This window comes from Ancylobacter tetraedralis, from assembly GCF_014195655.1.
GTDB lineage: Bacteria > Pseudomonadota > Alphaproteobacteria > Rhizobiales > Xanthobacteraceae > Ancylobacter > Ancylobacter tetraedralis.
Window position 1 is genome coordinate 1 of record NZ_JACICD010000014.1, and the last position, 23,858, is coordinate 23,858.

The 23,858-nt window shown below is 63.3% G+C and carries 23 protein-coding genes and 2 pseudogenes; 16 read left to right on the plus strand and 9 right to left on the minus strand.

The annotated features are described in order from the left end of the window. The 5 genes and pseudogenes from FHS55_RS21530 to FHS55_RS21550 form a co-directional block, all read left to right on the plus strand. Positions 1-276: pseudogene (locus FHS55_RS21530) on the plus strand (conjugal transfer protein TraG); the annotation flags it as partial. 5 nt (positions 277-281) lie between these two features. Further along, complete coding sequence (locus tag FHS55_RS21535; protein ID WP_183192003.1) at positions 282-728, plus strand: CopG family transcriptional regulator; 447 nt, start codon at positions 282-284, stop codon at positions 726-728. 112 nt (positions 729-840) lie between these two features. Continuing rightward, positions 841-986: pseudogene (locus FHS55_RS21540) on the plus strand (IS5/IS1182 family transposase); the annotation flags it as partial. A gap of 382 nt (positions 987-1,368) precedes the next feature. Next, positions 1,369-2,505, plus strand: coding sequence for an AAA family ATPase (locus FHS55_RS21545; RefSeq protein ID WP_343056316.1), 1,137 nt, complete (start codon positions 1,369-1,371; stop codon positions 2,503-2,505). Continuing rightward, a complete protein-coding gene (locus FHS55_RS21550; RefSeq protein ID WP_183192005.1) occupies positions 2,498-4,720 on the plus strand; it encodes a S8 family peptidase in 2,223 nt (740 codons plus the stop codon). Before FHS55_RS21545 ends, FHS55_RS21550 begins: the two co-directional genes overlap by 8 nt. On the opposite strand, the gene FHS55_RS21555 is transcribed toward FHS55_RS21550, so the two are convergent. Together FHS55_RS21555 and FHS55_RS21560 are read right to left on the minus strand one after the other, a co-directional pair. Beyond that, positions 4,717-5,274 (minus strand): ImmA/IrrE family metallo-endopeptidase, encoded by a 558-nt coding sequence (locus tag FHS55_RS21555; RefSeq protein ID WP_183191935.1) that lies wholly within the window; start codon positions 5,272-5,274, stop codon positions 4,717-4,719. The genes FHS55_RS21550 and FHS55_RS21555 overlap by 4 nt on opposite strands. 1 nt (position 5,275) lies before the next feature. Further along, positions 5,276-5,620 carry a hypothetical protein gene (locus FHS55_RS21560; protein ID WP_183191936.1) on the minus strand — a complete coding sequence of 115 codons (345 nt, stop codon included), beginning with the start codon at positions 5,618-5,620 and terminating at the stop codon, positions 5,276-5,278. A gap of 135 nt (positions 5,621-5,755) precedes the next feature. Between FHS55_RS21560 and FHS55_RS21565 the strand changes: the two genes are divergently transcribed. From FHS55_RS21565 to FHS55_RS21595, 7 genes are all read left to right on the plus strand, one after another. After that, on the plus strand, positions 5,756-6,025 hold the full coding sequence (locus FHS55_RS21565; protein WP_183191937.1) for a multiubiquitin domain-containing protein: 270 nt from the start codon (positions 5,756-5,758) through the stop codon (positions 6,023-6,025). Continuing rightward, positions 6,000-7,172 carry a ThiF family adenylyltransferase gene (locus tag FHS55_RS21570; RefSeq protein ID WP_183191938.1) on the plus strand — a complete coding sequence of 391 codons (1,173 nt, stop codon included), beginning with the start codon at positions 6,000-6,002 and terminating at the stop codon, positions 7,170-7,172. The genes FHS55_RS21565 and FHS55_RS21570 overlap by 26 nt, the downstream gene beginning before the upstream one ends. After that, positions 7,169-7,600, plus strand: coding sequence for a ubiquitination-like system serine protease family protein (locus FHS55_RS21575; RefSeq protein ID WP_183191939.1), 432 nt, complete (start codon positions 7,169-7,171; stop codon positions 7,598-7,600). The genes FHS55_RS21570 and FHS55_RS21575 overlap by 4 nt, the downstream gene beginning before the upstream one ends. 294 nt (positions 7,601-7,894) lie before the next feature. Beyond that, positions 7,895-8,047 (plus strand): hypothetical protein, encoded by a 153-nt coding sequence (locus FHS55_RS21580; RefSeq protein ID WP_183191940.1) that lies wholly within the window; start codon positions 7,895-7,897, stop codon positions 8,045-8,047. Between the two features lie 40 nt (positions 8,048-8,087). Next, positions 8,088-8,951 (plus strand): phage exclusion protein Lit family protein, encoded by an 864-nt coding sequence (locus FHS55_RS21585; protein WP_183191941.1) that lies wholly within the window; start codon positions 8,088-8,090, stop codon positions 8,949-8,951. Positions 8,952-9,032: 81 nt separating this feature from the next. Then, positions 9,033-10,505 (plus strand): hypothetical protein, encoded by a 1,473-nt coding sequence (locus FHS55_RS21590; protein WP_183191942.1) that lies wholly within the window; start codon positions 9,033-9,035, stop codon positions 10,503-10,505. A gap of 52 nt (positions 10,506-10,557) precedes the next feature. Continuing rightward, positions 10,558-11,523, plus strand: coding sequence for a DUF4365 domain-containing protein (locus tag FHS55_RS21595; RefSeq protein ID WP_183191943.1), 966 nt, complete (start codon positions 10,558-10,560; stop codon positions 11,521-11,523). Here the strand turns inward: FHS55_RS21595 and FHS55_RS21600 are convergent. The 7 genes from FHS55_RS21600 to FHS55_RS21630 form a co-directional block, all read right to left on the minus strand. Then, positions 11,520-13,250 (minus strand): UvrD-helicase domain-containing protein, encoded by a 1,731-nt coding sequence (locus FHS55_RS21600; RefSeq protein WP_183191944.1) that lies wholly within the window; start codon positions 13,248-13,250, stop codon positions 11,520-11,522. The two genes, FHS55_RS21595 and FHS55_RS21600, sit on opposite strands and share 4 nt — an antisense overlap. Continuing rightward, complete coding sequence (locus FHS55_RS21605) at positions 13,247-15,106, minus strand: AAA family ATPase (protein WP_183191945.1); 1,860 nt, start codon at positions 15,104-15,106, stop codon at positions 13,247-13,249. The genes FHS55_RS21600 and FHS55_RS21605 overlap by 4 nt, the downstream gene beginning before the upstream one ends. A 208-nt stretch (positions 15,107-15,314) precedes the next feature. After that, positions 15,315-16,703: a Shedu immune nuclease family protein gene (locus tag FHS55_RS21610; protein WP_183191946.1), complete on the minus strand. Its 1,389-nt coding sequence runs from the start codon at positions 16,701-16,703 to the stop codon at positions 15,315-15,317. Beyond that, positions 16,700-17,527, minus strand: coding sequence for a hypothetical protein (locus FHS55_RS21615; protein ID WP_183191947.1), 828 nt, complete (start codon positions 17,525-17,527; stop codon positions 16,700-16,702). The genes FHS55_RS21610 and FHS55_RS21615 overlap by 4 nt, the downstream gene beginning before the upstream one ends. A 371-nt stretch (positions 17,528-17,898) precedes the next feature. Further along, positions 17,899-18,255, minus strand: a complete 357-nt coding sequence (locus tag FHS55_RS21620; RefSeq protein WP_183191948.1) for a hypothetical protein — start codon at positions 18,253-18,255, stop codon at positions 17,899-17,901. Then, on the minus strand, positions 18,252-19,742 hold the full coding sequence (locus FHS55_RS21625; protein ID WP_183191949.1) for a DUF6035 family protein: 1,491 nt from the start codon (positions 19,740-19,742) through the stop codon (positions 18,252-18,254). The genes FHS55_RS21620 and FHS55_RS21625 overlap by 4 nt, the downstream gene beginning before the upstream one ends. A gap of 136 nt (positions 19,743-19,878) precedes the next feature. Continuing rightward, on the minus strand, positions 19,879-21,000 hold the full coding sequence (locus FHS55_RS21630) for a Fic family protein (RefSeq protein WP_183191950.1): 1,122 nt from the start codon (positions 20,998-21,000) through the stop codon (positions 19,879-19,881). A gap of 207 nt (positions 21,001-21,207) precedes the next feature. Here FHS55_RS21630 and FHS55_RS21635 point away from each other — a divergent pair, with 207 nt between their 5' ends. The 4 genes from FHS55_RS21635 to FHS55_RS21650 all read left to right on the plus strand — a co-directional run bounded on the left by FHS55_RS21635 (position 21,208) and on the right by FHS55_RS21650 (position 23,850). After that, on the plus strand, positions 21,208-22,107 hold the full coding sequence (locus FHS55_RS21635) for an HNH endonuclease (RefSeq protein WP_183191951.1): 900 nt from the start codon (positions 21,208-21,210) through the stop codon (positions 22,105-22,107). 173 nt (positions 22,108-22,280) lie between these two features. Further along, positions 22,281-23,252, plus strand: coding sequence for a P-type conjugative transfer ATPase TrbB (trbB, locus tag FHS55_RS21640; RefSeq protein WP_183191952.1), 972 nt, complete (start codon positions 22,281-22,283; stop codon positions 23,250-23,252). Beyond that, on the plus strand, positions 23,249-23,581 hold the full coding sequence (locus tag FHS55_RS21645) for a TrbC/VirB2 family type IV secretion system protein (RefSeq protein ID WP_183191953.1): 333 nt from the start codon (positions 23,249-23,251) through the stop codon (positions 23,579-23,581). Before trbB ends, FHS55_RS21645 begins: the two co-directional genes overlap by 4 nt. Further along, entirely contained in the window at positions 23,581-23,850 is a 270-nt protein-coding gene (locus FHS55_RS21650) for a VirB3 family type IV secretion system protein (protein ID WP_183191954.1), read from the plus strand. Before FHS55_RS21645 ends, FHS55_RS21650 begins: the two co-directional genes overlap by 1 nt. Positions 23,851-23,858: the final 8 nt, after the last annotated feature.

Here is a 23,858-nt window from a genome sequence, read left to right on the forward strand (position 1 = left end):
CTGCCGGTGCCCGCACCACAGGAGAGTAAGGCCGGGAGCACCGCGGACGAAGGTCGAGACGATGACCCGACCGGCTCCGAGCACAGGTATCAGCCCGAGCTCAGCCGCGTGAACGCTGTCGAGAAAATGCAGCCCATCGAGAATGAGTTCGAGTTCGACACGGATCGCGACGACGAGATGGAGGACGTCGCCACCCGGAACCGCCGCATGACCGGACTGATGCAAGGTGTCGCGCGGCAGGTCAGCCTCAATCCCAACGACGGCATGGAGCTGTGATCGCCATGGCTGGCCTAAAGAAAAAGGCGCAGATTTCCGTCTATCTCGAACCCGACACCATGGACATGCTGGCGCACTACGCCGCCCAGCGCGACCAGTCCATGTCCCTGATCGCCCAGGCCGCGATCGCCTCTTTCCTGTCGCCCGACAGTGCCGAGCGCCAGGAGGCCGCTCTTGCCCGGCGACTCGGTCAGATCGGTCGCCGCCTCTCGCGGCTGGAGCGGGATCTCGGCATCTCGACAGAGGCCTTCGCCACATTCATCCGCTTTTGGCTCGCCACCACCCCCGCGCTGCCCGAACCGGCCGCCCGGGCAGCGCGGGCCAAGGTCTCCGAGCGCTATTCCGCTTACACCACCGCGCTCGGTCGGCGCCTGGCGAAAGGGCCACAGCTGCGGCAGGAGATCGCCGAGGATGTGGCAGGACCGGAGAAAGACGGGGGCGGCCGGAGTTGAGCCATCACTCCCGGACTCATCTATACAACGACATCTCCTCAGGTTCTTCAGCCGCTGCCTGGGTCGGCGTGCCCCGTCCTTTCAACAGCTTCCATTTGTACGGCGCGCACGGCACCTCAAACGCATCTTGAGGCTCGATCGGCTACGCCTGAGGAGACCAACGGGGCTCGGGACGAGTTCTACCTCTCCGCCACCGCCCAGAACCTCCGGAAGCTCGCCAAGCTCCTCCCGAGCGGACCACAGATCAGCCCGGCATGACCGGAAGACATCCGCCGGCGAAGTCCGTCTTCGTGCCAGCACGCCTCACAGCCCGGCGTTTCAACGGAATCGACCCTTAGCAGAAGTTCGGACGGCTCGATTTTGGGCAGATGGGTACTCAATTCGACGTTGCCATCGCCGACCTTCCGCCGCCCATCCAACTGCCAACATCGTGGGTTCTCGAACGAAGCCTGAGAAAGTTAATGTCACGACAGCGCCGTTCATCGGCATGGTCAGGCCCTGATAGAATAGGGAATAGGCCATAAAAAATATTTTAAAATCAAAGATTTAAAAATTAATGGTAGATTTTTATTTCTCTCAATTGGAAAATCTTCCACCCCATTGTATGCTGCCTTTCGCTTTGAGTTGGAGTAAACGGCGCGTGGCAACGGCAGACAACAAGCTCGAAAAAGACATGGTGCATCTGGCGCGCGTAGCGCTGTCAGGGCGGCCGCAGGATGTGATGGCGCTTCTCCACCGTTTTGCCAAAGGCTATCGGGATAACGCACCTGACATGGCGACGGCTCTGGCCTTGCTGTTGCGCGAGTCGCCGACGCGCGCCTCGCCGTTGCGGCGGCAGACGGAGGCCGTCCTTCCCGTCGACATTGACACTCGCTTCCATCTGTTGCGGATCGAAGAACATCCGGCGCTGGACCACGAGCCGGTGTATTCAGGTTCGGTGAAAGCGGCGCTTGATGCGCTGGTGGCCGAACGCAAAGGTATAGAGAGCCTTCAAAAGGCCGGTCTTGAACCTAGCCGGACCGTTCTGTTCACCGGGGCTCCCGGCGTGGGCAAGACGCTTGCGGCGCGCTGGCTTGCCCGCGAACTCAACAGGCCTCTTCTCATTCTTGACCTGGCTGCGGTGATGAGCAGCTATCTGGGCCGTACAGGCACCAACCTGCGGCACGTTCTCGATTATGCGAAGACGCTCGACTGCGTGCTGCTGCTGGATGAGCTTGATGCCATCGCCAAGCGTCGCGACGACCGCGGAGAAATAGGGGAACTGAAGCGCCTAGTCACCGTGCTTATCCAGCAAATCGACGACTGGCCGTCCACAGGCCTTCTGGTTTCGGCGACCAATCACCCGGACCTGCTGGACCCGGCGATCTGGAGACGTTTCGATCTGGCGCTGGAGTTTCCTCTTCCGGACCGCGATGCGATCCATGCATATCTTATGTCCGCACTCGCGCCGCTGAGCACGCAGACAGAGAGTTGGGCGCGCGTGCTTACGATCGCGCTTGAAGGACAATCATTCAGCGACATCGACCGCGAGCTGAAATCGGTGCGCCGCAAGGCGGCGCTATTGGGCGAGCCTCTTGACGACCATCTGGTCGGGCTCGTCAACGGCAAGTCGGGCAGCAAGAACGATCGCATCGCGCTTGCGGCAGAGCTTGTCAGTGCGGGGGTCCTTTCGCAGCGCGCGGCCCATGAAGTTACCGGCGTCGCGCGGGAAACCATTCGCGCCCGCACTGCCAAGAAGCCTTCCGGAAAAATAAGCGGGCGTGGGCGCGATGGTTAAACAGAATTTCCTTCTCGGCAGGGGCGAGCGGCTCACGCAGGACGTCGTAGTGCGTTCTGGTGGCGGGCCCAAGATCGCGCCCTATACGTTCCAGCAGGCGCGCAGCCGTCTTGCGCCTATGCTCGATGACACTGTTAGCCAGATCAGGGCCCTGCCGGATCAGGCCTGCCCACAGGGTCAGGCCGTTGCCGCCGTAGTGATGAACCCGGAATTTATTGCCAAATCCTATTTCCCGTCGGAGCTATTCCGCCAGACAGGCCTGACTCCCGTCGGTAGTAAGCCGCGGCGCATCACGCCCGCGCAGCGCTCCAAAGGGCGACCGCCGGAAGAAGCCCTGACCACCGAACTTTTCGTCATGGGGACCAAGCAGGCGTTCGCAAATTGGCAGTCGTCGATGGGCCGCCTTGTGGAAGGAACGCAGGTCGCAAAGGATCTGATGACGCTGGAGGCGATCAAGGCGCAAAGCGTCGCGGACAAGATCAAGGGGATCATCCCCGCGCGCGGCGATAGCGTCTTTGAAGTCGTCCTTCACACCGAGGGCATGGATGGCGAGCGTGCCATGCTTCCGGAGTTCCGCAGTTATCTGCGGGGCCTTGGCGTCAACGCCCGTCTGGACCACCGCTTCTATGCAGGCGGCCTATGCTTCGTCGAGCTGGAGGCCCCGGCCGCGCTCGCTGAATCGATTGCCTTGTTCTCCATTGTCCGCGCCGTCCGGCAGATGCCGGAATTGCGTGTCCTGCAACCGGCGTTCCGCACCTCCGGCATTCCTTCTGTCGCCGTCGAGCTGCCGCCGGTCGCCGCTATGGACCCCTCAATCAATGTCGCCATCTTCGACGGCGGCCTGCCGCCGTCGCATCCCCTGTCGGCCTGGGCAACGCCTTACGAAATCATCGGCACCGGTCCCGCCGTCGGCGATTTCCTCAATCACGGAACCGGGGTGACATCGGCGTTTTTGTTCGGCTCGATCGACCCGTCAAAGTCGCTCCCGCAGCCCTATTCCAATGTCGACCACTACCGGGTCCTCGACGGCGATCCCAGCCAGAACCTGCACGAGCTGTATGAAGTGCTCGGTCGCATTACGAGCGCGCTGGACCAAAAACACTATGACTTCGTCAATCTGAGCATCGGGCCGTCTCTCACCATCGAAGACGATGACGTTCACGCGTGGACCGCTGTTCTTGATGGCCGCTTCGCGCGCACAGACACGCTTGCCGCCGTTGCGGTCGGCAACAACGGCGAAGGCGATGAAGAGCTGAGCCTCAACCGCGTGCAGGTGCCGTCTGACTGCGTGAACGCCCTGGCTGTCGGTGCCGCCGATTCACCGGGCGAGACATGGGCCAGAGCACCTTACAGTTCGGTCGGACCGGGACGAAGCCCCGGCCTGATGAAACCCGACCTCGTGCAGTTCGGTGGGTCGCTGCAAAGACCGTTCCTCGTGGTCGGTGGCGGCAACAAGCTTGCCCTTGAAGCCACTGGCGGCACATCCTTCGCGGCACCCAGCACATTGCGCCTGGGTGCAGGTATCAGGGCGCACTTCGGCAACAGCATTGGCCTCCTCGCCGTGCGCACGCTTCTGATCCATTCGACCGAAGCGTCGGACCATCCCCACCGAGAGATAGGCTGGGGCCGCGTCGCGCAGACGCTCGAAGACATTGTCGTCTGCGACGACGATACGATCAGGGTCATCTATCAGGGTGACATTTCGCCGACGAAATACATCCGGGCACCGATCCCGCTGCCGGAGGGCGGAATTACCGGTAACGCCGAAATCACCGCCACGCTGTCCTACAAGTGCCTCACCGATCCCCACCACCCGGGCAACTACACGCGGGCGGGTCTCGACGTCACGTTCCGGCCTCACGACGGAAAGTTCAAAAGCGACGAGCAGCTGCACGCCGATTCCAAGAGCTTTTTTTCCAGCGTCCGTACCGGTGGCGATGAAGAGGAACTGCGGCGGGATGCGTGGAAGTGGGAAAACTGCCTGCATGCCACCCGCAAGTTCCGGGGGGCGAGCCTGCAAAATCCGTGCTTTGACATCCACTACAATGCCCGCCTGGAGGGCCGAAACTTCACGCCTGCTGAGAAGCTTCCCTACGCGCTGGCGGTCACGGTGCGGGCAAAGGGCATCGCCGACTTTTACGACCAGGTGGTTCGTAAATACGCGACCCAGCTGGAGCCGCTGCGCCCGGTGATCGAAATCCCGGTCAGGACCTAGCGCGCGCCAAGCAGATACGCACCGGAACGGCTGTACCGGGTTTGCGCGCCGCTCACGCGCAGACGGTAATTGAGCATCGCGCCGCTGACGCCATAGAGATGCTGTGCTTCGACAGCGAGCTGGCGGCACATCACGTGCCATGCGCCCTCATTGGTCAGCAGCAGCGTGCCCGCGAGATAGTTGGCTTCTGCCTCGATGCTGCCGTCACGGGCGCGTTCGCCTTCAGGCGTCAGCGGCGGGGTGCATTCGTGGCCCAGAAAACAGTGCGCGAGTTCGTGACAGATATTGCTGCGCTGGCGATAGGGATGATGCGAGTCGTTGTGCACGATCGCGGTGGTGAGGCCGCAGGGCACCGTCACGGCGGAAAAGCAGGAGCTGTCGGTTCTGAGGAACGGCGACTGTCTGTCGTGGTCGCTGAGCTTGATGAGCTGAATGTCATAGCGTTCGCAGACCAGCACCGGATCGATAGGCGCTTCCGGCGGCAAGCCCATCTGCGCACGCACCCGCAGTGCGATGCGATTGGCTTCCGTTTTGAATCCGCGTCGCCAGCTCAACTCATTTATCCCGCAGGTTATTATAGGTGCTGATCACGATCTCCTCGATCAATTTGGCATTGTTCGACGATAGTTTCGGGTCCGCGCGGAGCAGGGCCGTGATCTTGGCGATTGGCTCGGCTTCCTGCTGCTCCCCGCCCCGGATGAACAATTCTGCCTTGAGGTTCGACCAGGACAAAAGCGCCGCGAGGCCGTTGACGTCCGGCTTCGCGCCCTGACCGATTCTGGACAGGGTGGACGCATTGACCCCGGCCTCCTCGGCTACGTCCTTCCACGTTTTTTGACGGCTGAGGCGCGTGGCGTTCAGGGCCACATAGAAGGCGTCGCTGTCAAAACGGTCGGTCATGCTCTCTCCGTTGCGAAAATTAAATCAATTGCGAACTTGCAATTTCGCTCTAAAGATCATAATATCAAATTGATTGCTAGATCGCAATTGCAACCGAGCATCCCACCGGCGGCTGTCCGCCAGAAAGGCTAACCCATGAATGCTCCCCGCCCCGAAGAACGGCCGAAAACCGTCACCATCATCGTCAATGGCCGCCCGAAGACGCTGCCGAAGAAGGAAGTGCTGACCTTCGAAGAGGTCATCGCCCTGGCCTTCGAGAACCCGCCGACCGGCGACGGCATCCAGTACACGGTCCAGTACACGCGCGGCCACGGCAACAAGCCCGCAGGCACGCTGGTCGAAGGCCAGTCCGTCAAGATCAAGGAAGGGATGGAATTCGATGTCACGTCGACCAATCGCTCTTAGTCCGGACCTCCTCCGGCTTCAGAACGAGGGTTATGACCTCGACATACGGGGCGGCTACCTGCTCGTCAGGGACGTTCCGTATGTCGATTCGTCGGCAACCATTCGTCTGGGTGTTCTGATTTCGCGGCTGGAGCTGTCCGGCGACAAGACCGTCAAGCCGACGGATCATGTCGCCTACTGGACCGGCGCGCACCCTTGTCACAGTGATGGCAGCAAGATCACGGCCATCCAGAACAGCTCCGTCGCCCAGGATTTTGGCGACGGCATCCGGGCCGAGCATACGTTTTCGGCGAAGGCCGATTACCGTGACTATCACCACAAGATGACGAGCTATATCGCCCGCATCGCGGGGGAGGCCCACAAGCTCGACGACCGCGTCGGTGCGCGCACCTATCCGGCCATTCCTGCGGACGATGACACTTGCGTCTTCAGGTATGTCGACACGGCGACGAGCCGTGCCGGTATCGGGGCGGTCAACGGCAAGATCGCCGGTCAGCGCATCGGCATCGCCGGACTCGGCGGAACGGGCGCATACATTCTCGACCTCGTCGCGAAAACGGCTGCGGCCGAAATCCGGATCATCGACGGCGATGTTTTTTCCCAGCACAACGCGTTCCGCGCGCCGGGAGCGCCGTCGCTCGGGGACCTTGAGAACAAGCCGCAGAAGGTATCCTATTTCGCGGCCCTGTACTCGAACATGCACAAGGGCATCGTCGCGCACCATGTTTTCCTCGACGAGTCGAATGTCGCGCTGCTCGACGGGCTGGACTTTGTGTTCGTCTGCCTCGACCGGGGACCCGTCAAGCGTGCCGTCGTGCACCGTCTGGTGGCCAATGGCACCCCGTTCGTGGACGTCGGCATGGGCGTGCTGCTCAATGACGGGCAGCTCGGCGGGATCGTGCGCCTGACGACCAGCACGGCGGAAACCCGCGAAGAGGCGGCCCCTCATATTTCCTATGCCGATGATGATGGCGGGGCCAACGAGTACGCCACGAATATCCAGATCGCCGAGCTGAACGCGTTCAACGCTGCCCTTGCCGTCATGCGGTGGAAGCAGCTGTTCGGGGTCTATCGCGAGGCGCGCGGTCACTTCTACACCGGCTACTCGATCGGGTCCGGGGAGATCGTGCATGAAGGTGCCGAATGACAGGCGCATCGCACCTCAGGCCGGAATTCGTCGAATTCATTCCGGGCCGGCTGGAACCGGGTGTCCTGTATATTTCGCGGCGCTACGCGACCGCATCGCATCTGTGCTGCTGCGGGTGTGAGCGCGAAGTCGTGACGCCTCTTAACCCGGCGAAGTGGCGCATCACCGAGCGTGCGGGCAAGGTGTCTTTGGCACCGTCGGTCGGCAACTGGAGCTTTCCTTGCCGCTCGCATTACTGGATCAACGGCAACCGTATTCAATGGGCAACGGCGATGGCTCCCGAGGTCATCCAGGCGGTGCAGGCGCGCGATCGTCGCGACGCGGAACTTTGCGTGCCGAAGCAGCGTGGCTGGATTTCGAGGGTGGTTGATAAAATGAGAGGAGCGTCGTCACTACTGCTTTCGAAACTGAAATCGTGGTGGCGTTAATCCTAGATGGTCCTTCCACACGCTGGTCTCAGACTGAGAGCTTCTGAACATTTTTGAAATGGGTTCCGGTGGGATCGTAATGGCGCCCCGCGCCACGGCCACACGCGCCCGATTGCGGGGGGGCAATGTCGGCGTCGCACCCTAAGAGGGCTTTGGGAAACTCCGCTATCCGATATGGCAGTCGCGAGCATCGCCTTGGAGCTGTTGAGCCTCGTGGGCCGTCTGCTTTCTTGGGTCACCGCATTTTTTCGACGCCCCTCACACCGCCGGTAGCTTAGGCACATCCTGACGATCATGCTCGCCATGGACGAAGGCCCAGCGATTGCCGAGGCCTTTGTCGAACTGAACACCCCGTTGCTGCGCGGCGACCTGATGCGGTCGACCCAGAAATTGGTCCAGGAGGAAATGGCCGACTACACTCCGTTGTTGGCACGCCGGGCTATATAGGGGTCACCGGCGGCAATGCTGCAGCAAGCCTGAATCCAGGATGACCATGCCCGACATGCGCAACGACAAGGCCGTGCAAACCGCCGCACTGAACCTGTTCGTCGGGTGCGCTCCCGAGCGCAGGGCCGAACTCGAAGCCATGGTCAAGGACCTGCAGCTCGAGTTCCAGGTCCACGACGACAACCACGAAGACGGCAAGTTCATCTTCGACGCGGGGGCCTATCGCTACCTCCGCTTCAATCCCCGCGCGATGCGCCTGTTCTGGCTTGGGGCCTACATCGCCTGGGAAGGCTACCGCGCAATCCAGACGCAACACAGCCAGCCGGCCGACCTGTCGCGGTTCAAAGCCCTGTTGGACACCTTCGAGCAGATTCTCGACGCCGACGACACGGAAGGCGTCGCCTGGCCCGCCAGCGTGCCCGAGCCCGGGACCTATCCCGGCAAGGAAGTGGACATCGAAGTTCGGGCCACCGCCGAGCTGGCGACCATCGCCGCCGGCTGGGGGCTGCTTCATGAGATCCGCCACGCCCGCCACCAGCAGGAGGGGACGGCGACGAACTCCGACGACCACAGCCCCGAAGAGGTCCGGGCCGAGGAAGTCAGCTGCGACGCGTTCGCCACGACATTCTTGACCGAGCGGATCGGCGACTACGCCACACAGCTCCACGTCGCCGAGGACAAGGTGTGGCAGAAGCGCCAGCTCGGCATCTACATGGGCCTGTTCACCATCGCCCTGGTCGGCAAGGACAACTGGCAGACCACGGCCACCCATCCGGCCTTAGCCGAACGCCTAGCAGCGGCGAAGGCGGCCTTTGCCGGCCACCGCAGCGCTGCGGCCGAAAACGCAGCCGAACTCGCCTTCCAGGCGCTGGGCGCGGTCTGGTCTGGTGCGCCGCGGTTCTAGGGCTGCACGCCGACTTGTTTGCTGCTTCAACAGGGCGAGAGGCGACCTTAGGGCGGCGGTTCGCGACGGATCAAGGCGGCGATGATGACGGCGAGCGAACGTGTGAATGCCCACCTCGAGGCGCGGCTGGGCCCGCGCCACACGCTGTTCGGACGCATGACCCTGGTGCGGTTCAACGCCCTGGCCGAGTGGAGCATGCCGTCGGCGATGCGCGCCGACACCCTGCCGACCTCGGCCATGACCGACGCCGACGAACGGATCGCCGTCGCGGTGCTGCACCTGAAGAAGACCCGCGAGTTCATGTGCGTCGCCTTCGCCCGAGACGGCGCCGGACGCTGGCGGGGGTTCGAGCGGTCGATCTTCTTCCCAAGCGCGCGGGCGGCCGAGGAAGCCATCGCCCGCGACTTCGGCCGCCAGCTGCTGGCGACGACGCCGACCTTCGCCGAACTGCAGGACCAACCGCCGGGGATCGATCTCTTCGCCCCGATAGACGGGGTAACCCGGTACGAAGACGCCTACGTCCTGCTGCGCGATGGCTTCAGCCACGCCGCCGCCAAGGCAATGCTGCAGGAGATCGCGCGCTGGTTCCCTGACCTCGACGGGCACTTCGTGCGCGAAACCCAGACGACCGGCTTCAGCGCCCGGATCTGGGAGCTCTACCTCTGGACGGCGTTCCGCGCGCTGGACTTCGACCTTGACTACGGATCGTCCGTGCCAGACTTCGCCCTCAGAAAGGACGGCCAGCGCCTTTACGTAGAGGCGACGACGGTGAGCGCCAAGCAGCCCTTCACCACCTCAATGGGCCCCGGCGTGCCCAAGGATCCGCCCGATCCGCTCTTCACCTACCTCGAGCACGAGATGGCGCAGAAATTCGGCTCGCCGCTGTTCTCGAAGCTCAAGAAGCGCGACTGGGAAAAGCCCCACGTCGCCGGCCACCCCTACCTCCTCGCCCTAGCCGATTTTCATGCGCCTGGCTCGATGCGCTGGTCGGCCGGCGCGCTGCCGCAATACCTATTTGGCCTCAAGTCGGTCCTGACGCCGGACGCCGACAACAAACTGATGGAGATGTTCATCCCCAGCGACGACCACGTCGTCGGCGACAAGCGGGTGCCGACGAACTTCTTCGCCCAGCCGGGCGCCGAGAATGTCTCCGGTGTGCTGTTCTCGAACGCCGGCACCGTCGCGAAATTCAACCGGATGGGCGTGCGCGCCGGGTTTGGCGATGCGTGGGTAAGCATGGTGCGGGAAGGCGTGCTCGCACACCCTCAGCAATTCGGCTCCGAAGAGCGCTTCAAGATCGATGTCGAGAGCCCGACCTATCGGGAAGGCTGGGCGGACGAGCTGATCCTCTTCCACAATCCGAACGCGCTGCACCCCGTCGACCCAGCCCTGTTCCCCGGCATCTGCCATGTCCGCATAGCCAACGGCGAATACCTCGAACGCGGCCCGATGCGGGTGCTCTGGTCACGGACCACGGTCATCGACTTCTTGGACCGCAAGGATGGGCGACCCAGCTGGGCCGCGAGCCCGTCTGACGACGAGGCCCTAGGTTGAGGGCGCCGCCAGTGCCGCTTCCGCCAGGGTGAGAGCGCGGGTATAACCCAGCATGGCCGACGCTAAGAAGCAGTCTGAGCAGCACATCATCGACCGCGAAGGCGAGAAGCTCCTGCGTGCAAAACTGCCGCAGCACTGGTTGTTGCGGGACTACCGGCCGGACTACGGCCTCGACTTCACTATAGAGACGTTCAAGACCGGGGTGGCAGCGGACGGCAAGCTGAAGACCTACGAGACGCTGGGCGAGCACGTCTTTGTTCAGCTGAAGAGCGTGGCGGAACCGGCGCCCGCGTCGTTGACCCTCTACGGGCGCGGCAATGTTGAGAAAGCCCCCGAACAGCTCGACCGCAAGGACAAGGTGGCCGACGTCGATACCTACCGCTTTTCGTTGGAGACCTCCGAGCTGGTGACCGTCGAGCGGATGGGCATCGGCGTGCCCGTGCTTCTGGTCATCGCGGACTTGGCCAACGAACGCTGCTCGTTCGTCTGCCTGAACGACTACATCGACAAGATCTTGATCCCGCGCCACGCTGACTACCGCGACAAGGCGAGCCGGACGATACACGTGCCCGTGCGCAACGAAATCGGCAGCGATAAGGGCCAGGTCGCCCTGCGTTGGTACGCCAAGCGGCCGAAGCTCCTGGCGGCCTTCCAGCGGTTCACCTACCAATATTCCGAACTGCAGTGGGCCGAGGACGGCAACTGGCGGGGCCTCGCCAACTACTTCGCCCGTCGCATCGCCGCCTACGACTTCTGGGACGACACCGAGATGTGCGTGCCCATCGCCTATGACGCCGCGGGCCTTCGGCGCTTCATAAAAACGGGGCACCCTGGCTTCTTCAATCAGCCGGCGGAGACGCCGGGCGGTTTCGACGAGGCCGTCCTTACAGCCCATTTCGAGAAGCTCGACGTCTTCGAGCTATGGCGCCAACTGTCCCTGCTGCCGAAGACCTACGAGGACGTCTGGCGTGAGTGGTTCCTGCCCACCGCGTTGGGCGAGTGGACCTCGGCGCCCTAGAGCTGGGTCACGACAACGCCCGCGCCCAGGCCAATCATCAGGGACCGCAGACGATCGGCCTGGGTGCTGGGGAGCGCGATCATCAACAGTCGCTGCGCACGTGATGCGCCCACGTAGATTTTGCGGGCATCTTCGTTGTCGTCGCCCGCGGCAACGGCCGAAAGGGTGTCGAGGATCCTCTTTGCCGTCGCCGTCGTCATCACCACGCAAACAGCTGGAAACTCCATGCCCTTCACACTGTGGATCGTGCGCGCGGGATGACCGCCCGTCGGATTGGCCGCGAGCGCCGCCGCAAGACCATCGTTCCACCTGAGCTTCTGCTTGATCGTACCGCCCTCCGCCGGGAGGAGCGGCTCGAGAAGACGCCGAGCCTCGTCAAGCCAGAGCTGCGCCGTCCCAAAGCGCTCGGCGGTGAACCTCAGGGCGTCGGCCACTGCCAGGGCTTCGGGCCTCCAATTGTGGGCCTCCGTCCCGGTCTCGCTGAGGTGCTGGTAATAGGTCTTCGCTCCCAGACGGCCCCCGACCTGCAGCATAATTCGATGTATCGCTTCGAGCGCCTCCTTGCGGCCGCCAAGCTCAAAGGAAAAGTGGAAGTCGCTGACGGCGACGGCGAGACGGTAGCTCAAATCCTGGACCCCGCCATCGGGGGGATGACCCAGGGCATTTGCCGCGGTTCGGCGGGTCGCAGCCACCACGGGACAGTCCTCCGCGACCAGGCCCATGAAGTCAGTCAGCTGACGGAACTTGACCCCGATGGCTGCGGGGACTCCGCCTTTGCTGGGATAGGAAAGAATCTGCACCGGAGTTGGCTCGTCGCGAAACTCGCCCAAGGCGTCGTCGACGACCGCCCGCTGCGACGGCGGGCGGAGCGCCACGACCGCTCGCGCGATGTGCTGGCTGGAGCGGAAGTTGCCGGACATAGGCATGCGTTCGTCGGCGATGAAGGTCGCAGCGAACGCCGTCAACTCCCGTGTAACCCCGCCGCGAAAGCCGTAGATCGCCTGGTTTGGGTCGCAGATGACCTTCACGGGCGTGCCCGCGTTGCGGAACCAGGTGATGATCTCAAGGTCGACGGGATTGCAGTCCTGCGCCTCGTCGACCACAAGTTCCTGGAAGCGCCCAGCAAGGGCCGGGGCCAGGACCGCACCGCAGGCCGGGTCGCGCAGACGCGCCAAGGCGATCTCGCGGGCATCGGCGAAGTCGAGTTCGCCCCGCTCGAGCAGCCCCTTGCGCAGGTTTCGCGCGGCCGTTTCGTGCGCCTTCACGCTGCCGCGAAAGTTGGCGCGCCTCAGCTTGTCCTCGACGGCCGCCCCAGTCGTCCGGTCGAAGCACTCCAGCTTCAGGATCTGGGCCCGGTCGTAGGGCTGGACGTCCCGGGCGTCCTTGTCCGGGATCAAGCGGGGCTTCTCGGCGCATCCATCGATGCCGAACGGCGCGATGAGCAACTGCCACAAGAAGGAATCGAACGTGCCGATGAAGTGAGGGAATGGGGGCGTGTCGATCAGACCCTCGCGGCGAAGCCGGTCTTCCAATTCCGACACCGCCGCCAGGGTGAAGGACAGGAAGGCGACGCCACGCCCTGTTCCCGGCCCTGACAGGCTCGAGCGTGCCCGCTCGACCATGACCCGGGTCTTGCCTGCGCCGGGACACGCGGCGATGAAAGCCGATCCGCCGTGGGCGATGATCAACTTCTGCTGATCCGTCGGGGTGAACGGCTTGGTGCTCACACGACAAGGGCCTCGATAGCCTGTTTGAGATAGGGCGGGACCATGAATGCGCCGCCCTGATTGATTGCGTCGGCCAGAACCTGCGCGAAGTCGCCCTTGCGGGTGGTCTCGAACAGCTTTTGGATCGCAACCGCCTGCGCGGCGTCCGCCTGGCCGACGGCGGTGTCCCACTTGGGGCCGGAGTTTTGGTGAAGCACCAGGTATGCCGTCTTCATGATGTCGGCGTTTCCAGCCCGGACCAGCTCGCTTTCCAGTGAGTAGTCGCCGACGATGACGTCCAGCAGGTCCTGCGCGCCAAGCGCCGTCGCGGCAGCCGTCAGCCGCCGTTTGCGTCCCGCGCCCGGCGTCTCCTCGCCGGGTTGCACGTCGCCGCCGTCGCCATCGGTCAGGACGACAAGACGGTCGGCGATCCGCACCTCCTCGTAGGGGGTCAAGAGCAGCTTCGTGTAGGGTTCGAAGTCGACCCCGTCGATCGGCACGAACACGGCGGACCGGAACAGGCGCAGCTTCTCGACATCATCCTTCAGCACGATCTTCTTGGCGATGACAGGGAGCAATAGGGCCTCGGCGATGCCCTCCACCAACAAGACGCGCCCGCCGAACAGAAACGCTGACTTGGTCACGTCGAGGTAGCGGTCAATCTTCCGGCGCTCGATGTCGGTGAGCGTCAGCGCGGCGAGAGGAATACAGCGCGTCACCCGTCTCGGTCGTCCGGCCGCGATGACCGGGTTCGGCTCGATCTCCGGCAAGATTTCGGCGGGCACGCCGGCCAGGGGCTCGGCCGGCGCCTCATCGCCGGGAGTGTCAACCCCGACCGGTGGCCGGGGCAGGTGGGAACGGAAGAACACCAGCTTGCGGCTCTCGACCCAGGCAGACAGGTTCGGGGAGTGGGTGGCGACGATGATCTGCAGCTCGCCGGTCGGGCCTTGGTGGCCTTCCCGCGGAAGCCGCGACTTGGCCGCCTGCTCATCCAGGAAGCTCAGGACTGCCGCCTGGAGTTGCGGATGCAGATGGGCCTCGGGCTCCTCGACCAGGAAGAGGGTCAGGTCCGCGTCGTTCACCTTCTCCAGTTCGACGGCGATCGTGGCCATGTAGAGCAGGTTGGCGTAGCCGTGCCCGGAGTAGCGCAAGTCCTCGGGCTCGATGCCGTGATCGGCCAGTTTAAACCGCAGGTCCCTGGCGATATCGATCAGCTTCTCATCGTTGGCGAAGCCAAGGGAGGCCGACTGGCGGCGGACGCCAGCGGTCAAGGCCGAGAGGCCGATCTCTACGGCGCCTCCAACCTTCGTCAAGATGTCGGCGTCAGCCCCTCGGCGCAGGGCCTTGGCCACTTCCTCCGGCGCGCCACCTTCCAGGAAGTGGTTTAGCAAGGCGTAGATGCGGGTGGGATTGCCGGAGGCGAGGGCGCGCTTGGCATCCCTCAAGGGCGGCAGATAGACGTGGCGAACGCTCTCGTGGCACCCCGGTTCGGGGTTGCCCCGCTGGGCGCCGGCCCAGAGCTGGGGGCGGATGGGAAAGCGGCCCGTGGTCTCGTCGTACTTCACGCCGAACACACAACCCGAGATGGCGGCGTCGGTCGCGGCGGTGATCAACCGCCCACGCTGGCCGGGGTTCAGATCGGTGAAGGCCGCGCTGAGCTCGAACATCCGGTTGGCGCTGCCGAAACGGATGTCTGTCGTCTCGCAATAGATTTCACGGCGTCCGCCTAGCGGTTGGGTCAGGAGGCGGATCGCGTCGATCGCGTTGCTCTTCCCGCCGTTATTCTCCCCGACCAGGATCGTCAGGTCCTTACACAGTGGAATTGCGGCTTCTTCGAAGGAGCGGAAGTTTTGGAGCCCCAGTTTCTCTAAATACACCAAGACCTCCACCGCCAGGCAAAGCCGTCGACCTAGGTCGATTCCGAGTCATGTGTTAGATGCAGGGTAAAGCCTGGGTTGTATTCGAGCAATGCGATCCGACCAGCAAGACGCCGCTGAACAGGGATATGTCGCTAGCTAACGGCCACCATTTTTCCGCAGCGGCGATTTGCCGGTGGCTCTTGGCCGCGCTTGGTCATGTCATCGTCTAGGACATCCTCGGGTCAGGCTCGCTGGCGAGCACGTCGAGCAGCGCTCGCATTTTCGCCGCGAGTTCGTCGAACGTGAAAATCCGCACATCTCGAAGGCCGCTCCGGAAGAGCTCGAAGCTCTTCATCGCTGCAGGCTCTTGGGGGGTCATCCCGGCGATCACGATGCAGTCGATCCCATAAGCCTCCGCGCTCCGCAAATCCGGGTCTTCACTCTGCAAAAGCGGCAGGCTTTTTTGCAGCTTGAGCCGTTGGTCAAGCACCTGCATGACCGCGCCGGTCAACTTCGCGGAGATGCCCGGCACGCCCTTCCGATAGTCGCCGACGACGAGATCGGTCTTCGGCGTTTTCAGCTCGACCAGGGCGATGGATCGGGTGAGCTGGTTCTTGACCACATAGTCGGCGACCTTGCCGCCGCCGCCTGAGAGCCGCCAGCCGCCGACTGCGCCCTGGCGCGCTAGCCGGACGATCGGATAGCCGAACACGAGCGTCAAGATGAACGGGTTCTGATCGAGCAGGCTCTGCCATTGAGCCTCGCTGCCGGCCTTGGTCAGCAGCGCCTCGAATCGCTGGAGCATCACCTCTAGGCTGACCCGCTCGACTTCCTGACCCAGCGCGAACAATTGTTCGGCGTCCTGGGCGAGCCCTGGCGTGGCCGCCTTGAGGATTTTAATCAGCGCCTTGCCATCGTCACGCGAAAGTTTTGAGGCCTCGCCGCGGCGCGACAGGAGTTTGAACACCGTCCCCGGCGCGTAGGCCCGGGTCGCCTTCGGATACTTGACGGGGTCGAGGGCGGTCAGGATCTCGTTGTGCGCGAGGATTGTGCGATCGATACGGGCCTCGGCGCGGTAGCGCTGGGTCACCCTGTGGATCGCCCGGCGCACGTCGTCGTAGTCGTCGTAGGTCAGGTAGAAGAGGCTCTCGTCAGGACCCGTCTTATGACTGCGCGTCAGGACAAGGCAAGTGACGCCACGGACCCGGCGGACCGCCTCGATGATCGGCAGGTACTCCTTCTCGACGCCCAGCCCGAACTCGAAGCTGGTGCTGAACCCGGTCGGCAAGCCCCGGAGCAGATCGCTTACATCCTGCTCGGTCTCGGGCAGCGACGCGCGAAAGTCTTCGAACACCAGTTCGGTGATCGGCCCATGTTTGGGCTCCAGGAACCGCGTCGACAGGTTGGTGACGAGCGGGCGGATGATAAGCGTCGAGCAAGTCGCATCATAGCTCAATAGCGAGCCGGACGGTCGCGGGTCGGTCGGCGATCGGCCCGCGAAGATCGCCCATTCGGGCCGCCAGAGCGGCTCAATATGCGCTTCGACATGACCCGGATGGACCTCGCTGAAGGTGAGGCGCGGAGAGAGCGGGGCCTGGTCGTCGGCGTTCGTCATGTGGTCCCTTCGGGTGCCCGGCTCCGCGCCGTCGCCAGGAGTTCAGCGAGTTGCTCAAGGTAGGAAGCAACCGCGTTGTGGACGCGGTCGGCCTCGGCCAGGGTGTAGCTCCGGTTCGGGTGCATGACGTCGTTCCGCCACGCCTGCTTCACGTGGTAGAGAAGGCTGTGGTTCTCGGACCACGCGTCTCGCGCCTTGCCCTTCGGCATGACTTCGATTTCCCGCTTCATGTCGCTGAGCAGCTTGCCCCATTCACGGGTCAAGCCCCCGATCCCGAGGTGCGCGGCGAGCGTCTGCACCGCCGCCTCCATCGCGCGCATCAGATGGAAGACGCAGGCGGTCGGGCGCGCCAAGGCTCGGCAAGCTGCCGCCTCCGCGAGATCATCTTGAATGTCAGGGAACTCCGTCGCCACCCGTCGGCCCAAGGGCGGCCCGTCCGCTGCAAGCAGCGCGCTTCTCGAGGCGTCCAGGCCGATCACATGGCGCTCACCAAGCTCATCGACCAAGCAGGTCAACATGTGGTTCAATGCCCCGATCAAGGGACCTAGGATCTCGGTCCCATATTGTCCATGACCTCGAAAGCCTGCCTGTAAGGCGGTTTGCGCGCGCTGCGCGGCGGCGATCGCGGATGGTAACTTTAGCTGTTTGCCAACTGTCTCGATTAGCTGCGCGAACTTCAGAATCCGCGCGTAGTCATCGGTCGCGATCGACATAAAGGCCACCTGACCCATGAGGATATGGGTCCGATTAACCTCCATCATCTTCACCGTGCCGCCGATATAGCTCATCGATGCGGCTAGGGCCTGTAAATCGAGGCGTTGCAAAGAATCGAATCCCCCAAATGTCCACAAGGATAGAGCGCTTCCGATAGACCGGAAACCACAGGTCTCTCGGGCGCGACAACGCGTCGATGGACGGTGGGACTAAAGGGCGTCGTCCCAGCGCGAACCGTGGAATGCCGACCTAATCGTCGGTGCAAAGGCTGCATTTAAACCCAAGCACATTTGAGCACTACGCACCCGGTTGCAGATCGGGAATCTGTATGCGCTATCTCGCCATCGAGGTCGATGACGCCTTGAGCCTATCAGAGCAGACCGAGATCTGAGGCTTGGCGCCGGCAGTTCAAGGATTGCCGGTACCGCTGCCCCTTCTCGGACCTCCAGAATGCCCCGCTCGGGTAAAATAGACCAAGCCGTCAGTCCTGCACTTTTGCCCATGACTTGCCCCAGACGGTCACGGACTTGCGCGAACGGGATCGTTCAAGCGGCATGAAGTGGCGCCGATACTTTTGACCTTCGTACTCCACAATCTCCTTGCTCCGCGCATTCGGAAACGTCCGGTCGAGCGTATCTTCCAGTTTCTCGTGTTCGGTTTTCGGAATAACGCCGGCATCTTTAAGGGCCAATTCAATCTCGCGAACTCTTTCGCGTGCAGATCGTATGTCGGCCTGATATTTGTCGGGATTGTTGCCGGTGTATTCGTCAAATCTCTCGTTCCAGGCTGCCAGTTTGGCCTTCGCCTGTTCGAGGTCCACGATGGTAAAATTCGTCATGCGACAGCCCCTTTTTCTGACGACGGAGCTCTACCGGCGGCGTTCGCCTTCGCTATCAGGGTTTGCAGCTTTCTGCCCACCTCAGGGATCACCAGCATAAGAAGAGGAAGGCTCGTGATATCCGGGATGAAGTCTCGGTCTCCTCTCTCCAGGGATGCGCGGATCGCCGCTCGGCGCCGATTCCATTTCCCGGTGCTGTCCTCGGCCTCCATCGCTTCTGCCGACCCGAAATGCCGGAGCGCATGTCCGAACGCCACCACGTGCTGAGGATGGCCTTCCGCCAGCCGATGACCGACCTCTATCAGCTTCTTGTAATTCCAGCCGACCGGGCGGCCCTCCTTTGCGCTGGCCAGCGCGTTCAGCAGCGCGATGAAGCTGCTGTCCTCGTCAGACGTGGCCGGGAGGAAAATGCCGCGCCCGTTGAATCCGCTTCGCAGCGACGCCCACCTCGCGCGTTCAGCGTCATCCGGCAACAGACGTGGGTTCCGCGAAATCCAGAACCGGAACAACTCCTCGCGCAGCGCCTCGGCAACTTCGTTCTCGCGCTGCAGCCGATCTTGCGCGATCGCGGCACGGATTGCCGCCGCCTCACCCTCATAGTCGAAATGCCAGCAGCGTTGTCCTTCGTCATCCCGGTGGAGGTCGGCGAAGGCAACGATGGTAGATTCCCAGCAGTCGATGAGTTCGTCCCCCTCGCGAACTGGCCGTCGGTAGTGGCAGGCCACATGAAACCTGCCGGCGCTTTCGGACAGGATGGTCGTCTCTTCGTTCACCACGAGAATATTCGAATTGTTGGAGAAGAGCAGGTCATCTGTCGTCAGCCGCCGGTATTCCGGGTCGAACCAGCCCATCACCCAAACCAGTAGCGCTCCTTCCTGCCGATAGAAGCAGCGTCGGGCAGCGACGACGTCAAGAAATGTGGTCGATAACTGAACCTCGAACGCGGCCCTGCCCATAGGGCCTATTGCTTGCACATCAGGCCGGCGGCCGTTGCGCGGATCGCTCGACGAGCGCCATTGACGCTCTACGAGGACCTCCGAAAACGCCGGATCGGCCGTTAGGCTGCGCGCGACCAGCGCCTTGATCCGGCGGTGCGGCTCGCTTTCACGCAGCCCGTGATACTTGCGGGCGAGAATTTCATCTCGCGACAGAGGACTGCGTGTCTGCGCCGGGCACGATCCGTCTTCCCGGTCATGCCGGAAAAAGAACCGCTTGTGCTGGTTGGCGATCAGATAGACGGGAACCGAGCACAAGGAACAACGGAACCGCGGCGCCGTTCCAATGCGCTCCTTGATGTCCAAGCGCTGCGGGACGAGCAGTTCATAGCGCCAGCTGCCGATCCATTGCCGCACATCGCGATAGTCGCCCGTATCGCAGTCAAGAACGTATTCGATCGCGGGTATGTCGACCGCAACAGCCTGCGACAGGGGAGCTACGGTAGTGTTCCCCTGAACTGTTCTGCTTTGCGCTCCGTTCGGCTCGTCCATTGGGCTTCGACTCCGCTGCACCAAGCATAGCAGGATTCGGTTGCTTTTTGAGTGCAGCCGCTTGACAGCATCAGATCGCCCAAGGGCCGCAAATGCCGTGCAGCGAGCCTCCCGGGCTGGTCAGCGTGCCACCAGCTCACGACTTTACAGCATGTCCCTGCAGGTTCAGGTGGTATCGCGTGTATCGGCGCTCGCCGGTTCGCGTCAGGGCAGCCTTCTCGACCAGATCGTGCAGGTCGCGCGTGGCGGTGGGGCGTGAGGTGCCGCTGATCGCGAGGTAGTTCTCCGCGCTCAGGCCGCCCGTGAAGCCACCGGGTCCCTCACGGAATAGGCGGGCGATCACCTTCTCCTGCCGTTCGTTCATCATGTTGCGGAAGCGATCGTAGAAACGCGCCTTGGCGATGTGGAAGGCGACGCGGTCGAGCGTCGTTTGCTGGGCCGCGATGATCGTTTCGGCAAAATAGACCAGCCAGTCCGTGACATCGAGCGTCCGCTGATGGATCTCGAGCTGGTCGTAATAGGCCTTGCGATGCTGCTCGATGGTATGGGCGAGCGCGATCAGGGTCGGTTGCCCGATGTTCTGGGCAAGGGATTTTTCAGCGAGGGTTCGTCCGATACGACCATTGCCGTCCTCGAAGGGATGGATGCTCTCGAAATAGAGATGCCCAATCCCGGCCCGCGTAAGTGGAAGCAAGGGCGCGTCCCCGTTCGGGGCCGAGCCATTGAACCAGGTGAGATAGGCGGCCATCTCGTCCCGAACCCGAGAGGATGGCGGCGCCTCGAAATGCACGGTCGGCCGATCCTGGCGGCCGGACACGATCTGCATCGCGTCTTCATGGCGACGGTAGCCGCCGATGGTCTCCAGATGCCGGCTATCCGCCATCAGCATGCGGTGCCAGCGGAACAGCGTATCGGCGTCGAGGGGATCGGCCCAGCTCCGATAGAGATCGACCATCATCTCCGCGATGCCCCGCTCCTTCGGCTTCACGTTGCGATTGTCGGTGTCGAGGCCGAGCTGACGGCGTAGGGAGGATTGCACGCTGAGGCGATCCAGTGTCTCCCCTTCGATCGCGCTGGTCTTGACGGCCTCGTCGCTGAGGAGTTCGATCCGCAGCAGGTCCCGCTCACCCTCGCCGACATGCCGGACCGCGCCGATCACCTCGCCGGTGAGCAGCAGGAACCGCCGCTCCAGCGGTTCGAGGGCAACCGGATCATAGGCAAAATGCGGCCAGCCGTGCTGCGTCCAGTTCCACGCCATGAGCGACAGGACTCCTTTCTATAGCTCATATAATAGTGGATTTGTGATTGATAGATAGCGATCCTATCGCTCATGGTAGAACGAAGGGGAGCTGAGAGCGTGATGCCTGATCGATCGCGCGCCGCGCGCAACAGGGGATGAATGGTCCCCCTGCTGCCGAATGCTTTCCAATCTGCGATACGATCGAATGGGGATCAGGGATGGCACATGGGATTCGGCGTCTTCATTCACCGCTCGGACTCGATCTATGACGACAGCCCGGCTGAGCGGTATCAGTTCCCGCGCCCATATCTGGGACGTGTCGAGGCCTGCGTCGGCGACTGGATCGTTTATTACGAACCCCGGAAAGTGGCGGAGACCCGCGGCTATTTCGCGATCGCCAGGGTCGAGCGCGTCGTTCCCGATCCCACCGCTCCGGGCATGTATCTCGCTCTCATCGAACCGGGCAGCTATCTCGATTTTGCCAGCCCGGTGCCGTTCACCGATGCGGACGGCGTGGTCGAGCGCGGTGTGCTGAACCCGGACGGGCGCATTTCGGGGCGTGCGCAAGCCGCCGTGCGTTCGCTGGCGCCAGACGATTTCAACCGGATCGTGACTCTCGGGCTGGATGACAGCGAGCCGCTGCTGCCCCGCGTCGACGAGGTTGCGTCCCTCTCAGGCTTTGAAGAAGAGCAGGCGCCATTCGCGTTCGAGCAGCCCCGCGAGCGCGTGGACATTCTGTCCTCTCGCATCGTCCGCGACCGCATCTTCCGGCGCGTCGTGCTGAGGGCCTATGACGAGCGCTGTGCCATCAGCGGGCTAAAGCTGATCAATGGCGGCGGGCGCGCCGAGGTGGCTGCGGCGCATATCCGCCCGGTGGAAGCGAATGGCCCCGACATTGTCAGCAACGGACTGGCACTGTCGGGCACGGCCCACTGGATGTTCGATCGTGGGCTGATCAGCCTCTCGGATGATCTGGACATCCTCATTTCCCGGCAGACCAACGATCCCGACGGCGTGCGCGCCTTCATCAACAAAGACGGCCGCGCCATCGCGCCCCGCAGGCTGATCGAGCGGCCCCATCCCCATTTCCTGCGCTGGCACAGGGAGCATTGCTTCAAGCCGTGAAGAAGAAGCTCACTATGCCGCTTCCGGTCACTGCAGCAGTTCCGCCGTTCGCCTGTCATTGCACGCCAGACTGCGATGCGGATGGAAACCTGTTGAACCGACCCAATATCGGGCTCTTTTAATCATCCCCACCCGGGATGAGATCGTCATGACCCCGGCACGTCGGGGTTCGCATGGCGGCATCACATCATCATCGGGGTTTTGCTCGTGGCGCGCGGATGCTGCGCACGGCGCTGGGTCCGGCGATCGCTCGGCATCTGGAAGACCCGGCCGTCGTCGAGGTGATGCTGAACCCGGACGGGCGGCTGTGGATCGACCGGCTCTCGGAGGGACTATCCGACACGGGTGAGCGGCTCTTGCCCGCTGACGGCGAGCGCATCGTGCGGCTAGTCGCCCACCATGTCGGTGCCGAGGTCCATGCGGGAGCTCCGCGTGTTTCAGCCGAGCTGCCCGAGACGGGAGAACGTTTCGAGGGATTGTTGCCGCCGGTCGTGGCGGCCCCGACTTTCGCCATCCGTAAGCCCGCCGTCGCGGTGTTCACGCTCGCCGATTACGTAGCGACCGGGATCATGTCGGCTGGCCAGGCCGAAGCCTTGCGCTTGGCCGTGGCGTCCCGCGCCAACATCCTGGTGGCCGGCGGCACATCGACGGGCAAGACCACGCTAACCAATGCGCTGCTCGCCGAGGTCGCGAAGACAATAGATCGCGTCGTCCTCATCGAGGATACGCGCGAGCTGCAATGCGCGGCGCCCAACCTCGTCGCCCTGCGCACCAAGGACGGCGTCGCCTCGCTTTCCGAGCTCGTCCGGTCAGCGCTGCGCCTGCGCCCCGACCGTATCCCCATTGGTGAGGTGCGCGGCGCGGAGGCACTGGACCTGTTGAAGGCCTGGGGCACCGGCCATCCCGGTGGCATCGGCACAATCCATGCCGGCAGCGCCATCGGCGCGCTACGCCGGATGGAGCAGCTTATCCAGGAAGCCGTCGTCACCGTCCCGCGCGCACTGATCGCCGAGACCATCAGTCTCGTGGCCGTGCTCTCGGGCCGCGGCGCGGCGCGCCGGCTAACCGAACTCGCTCATGTCGAGGGCCTTAGCCCCGATGGCGACTACCGCGTCACCCCTGTCCTTACCGGAGACCATCAATGATCCGATCGCTCCTTCGCACCCGCAGCGCGGCCCACCTGGCCGTATCTGTCACCTGCATCAGCCTGATGGCGACGGCCAGCGCTCATGCCTCCGGCTCCTCCATGCCGTGGGAGGCGCCGCTGCAATCCATCCTCCAGTCGATCGAGGGGCCGGTCGCCAAGATCATCGCCGTCATCGTCATCATCTCGACCGGGCTGGCGCTAGCTTTCGGCGACACGTCGGGCGGCTTCCGCCGGCTGATCCAGATCGTATTCGGCCTCTCGATCGCTTTTGCCGCATCGAGCTTCTTCCTGTCCTTCTTCTCCTTCGGCGGTGGAGCGCTGGTCTGATGGGCGAGCCGATTGAAGTCGCCGGCTTCAGCGTACCGGTCCACCGAGCGCTGACCGAGCCGATCCTGCTCGGCGGGGCACCGCGTGCCATTGCCATCGTCAATGGGACGCTCGCCGGGGCCGTGGGTCTCGGCCTGCGCCTCTGGCTGGTCGGCCTTGCCTTCGGGGTGATTGGCCACGTCGCAGCCGTGTGGGCGGCGAAGCGCGATCCTCTTTTTGTCGAGGTGGTGCGCCGGCATCTGCTCATCCCCGCGCATCTCTCGATCTGAGGGGGTGC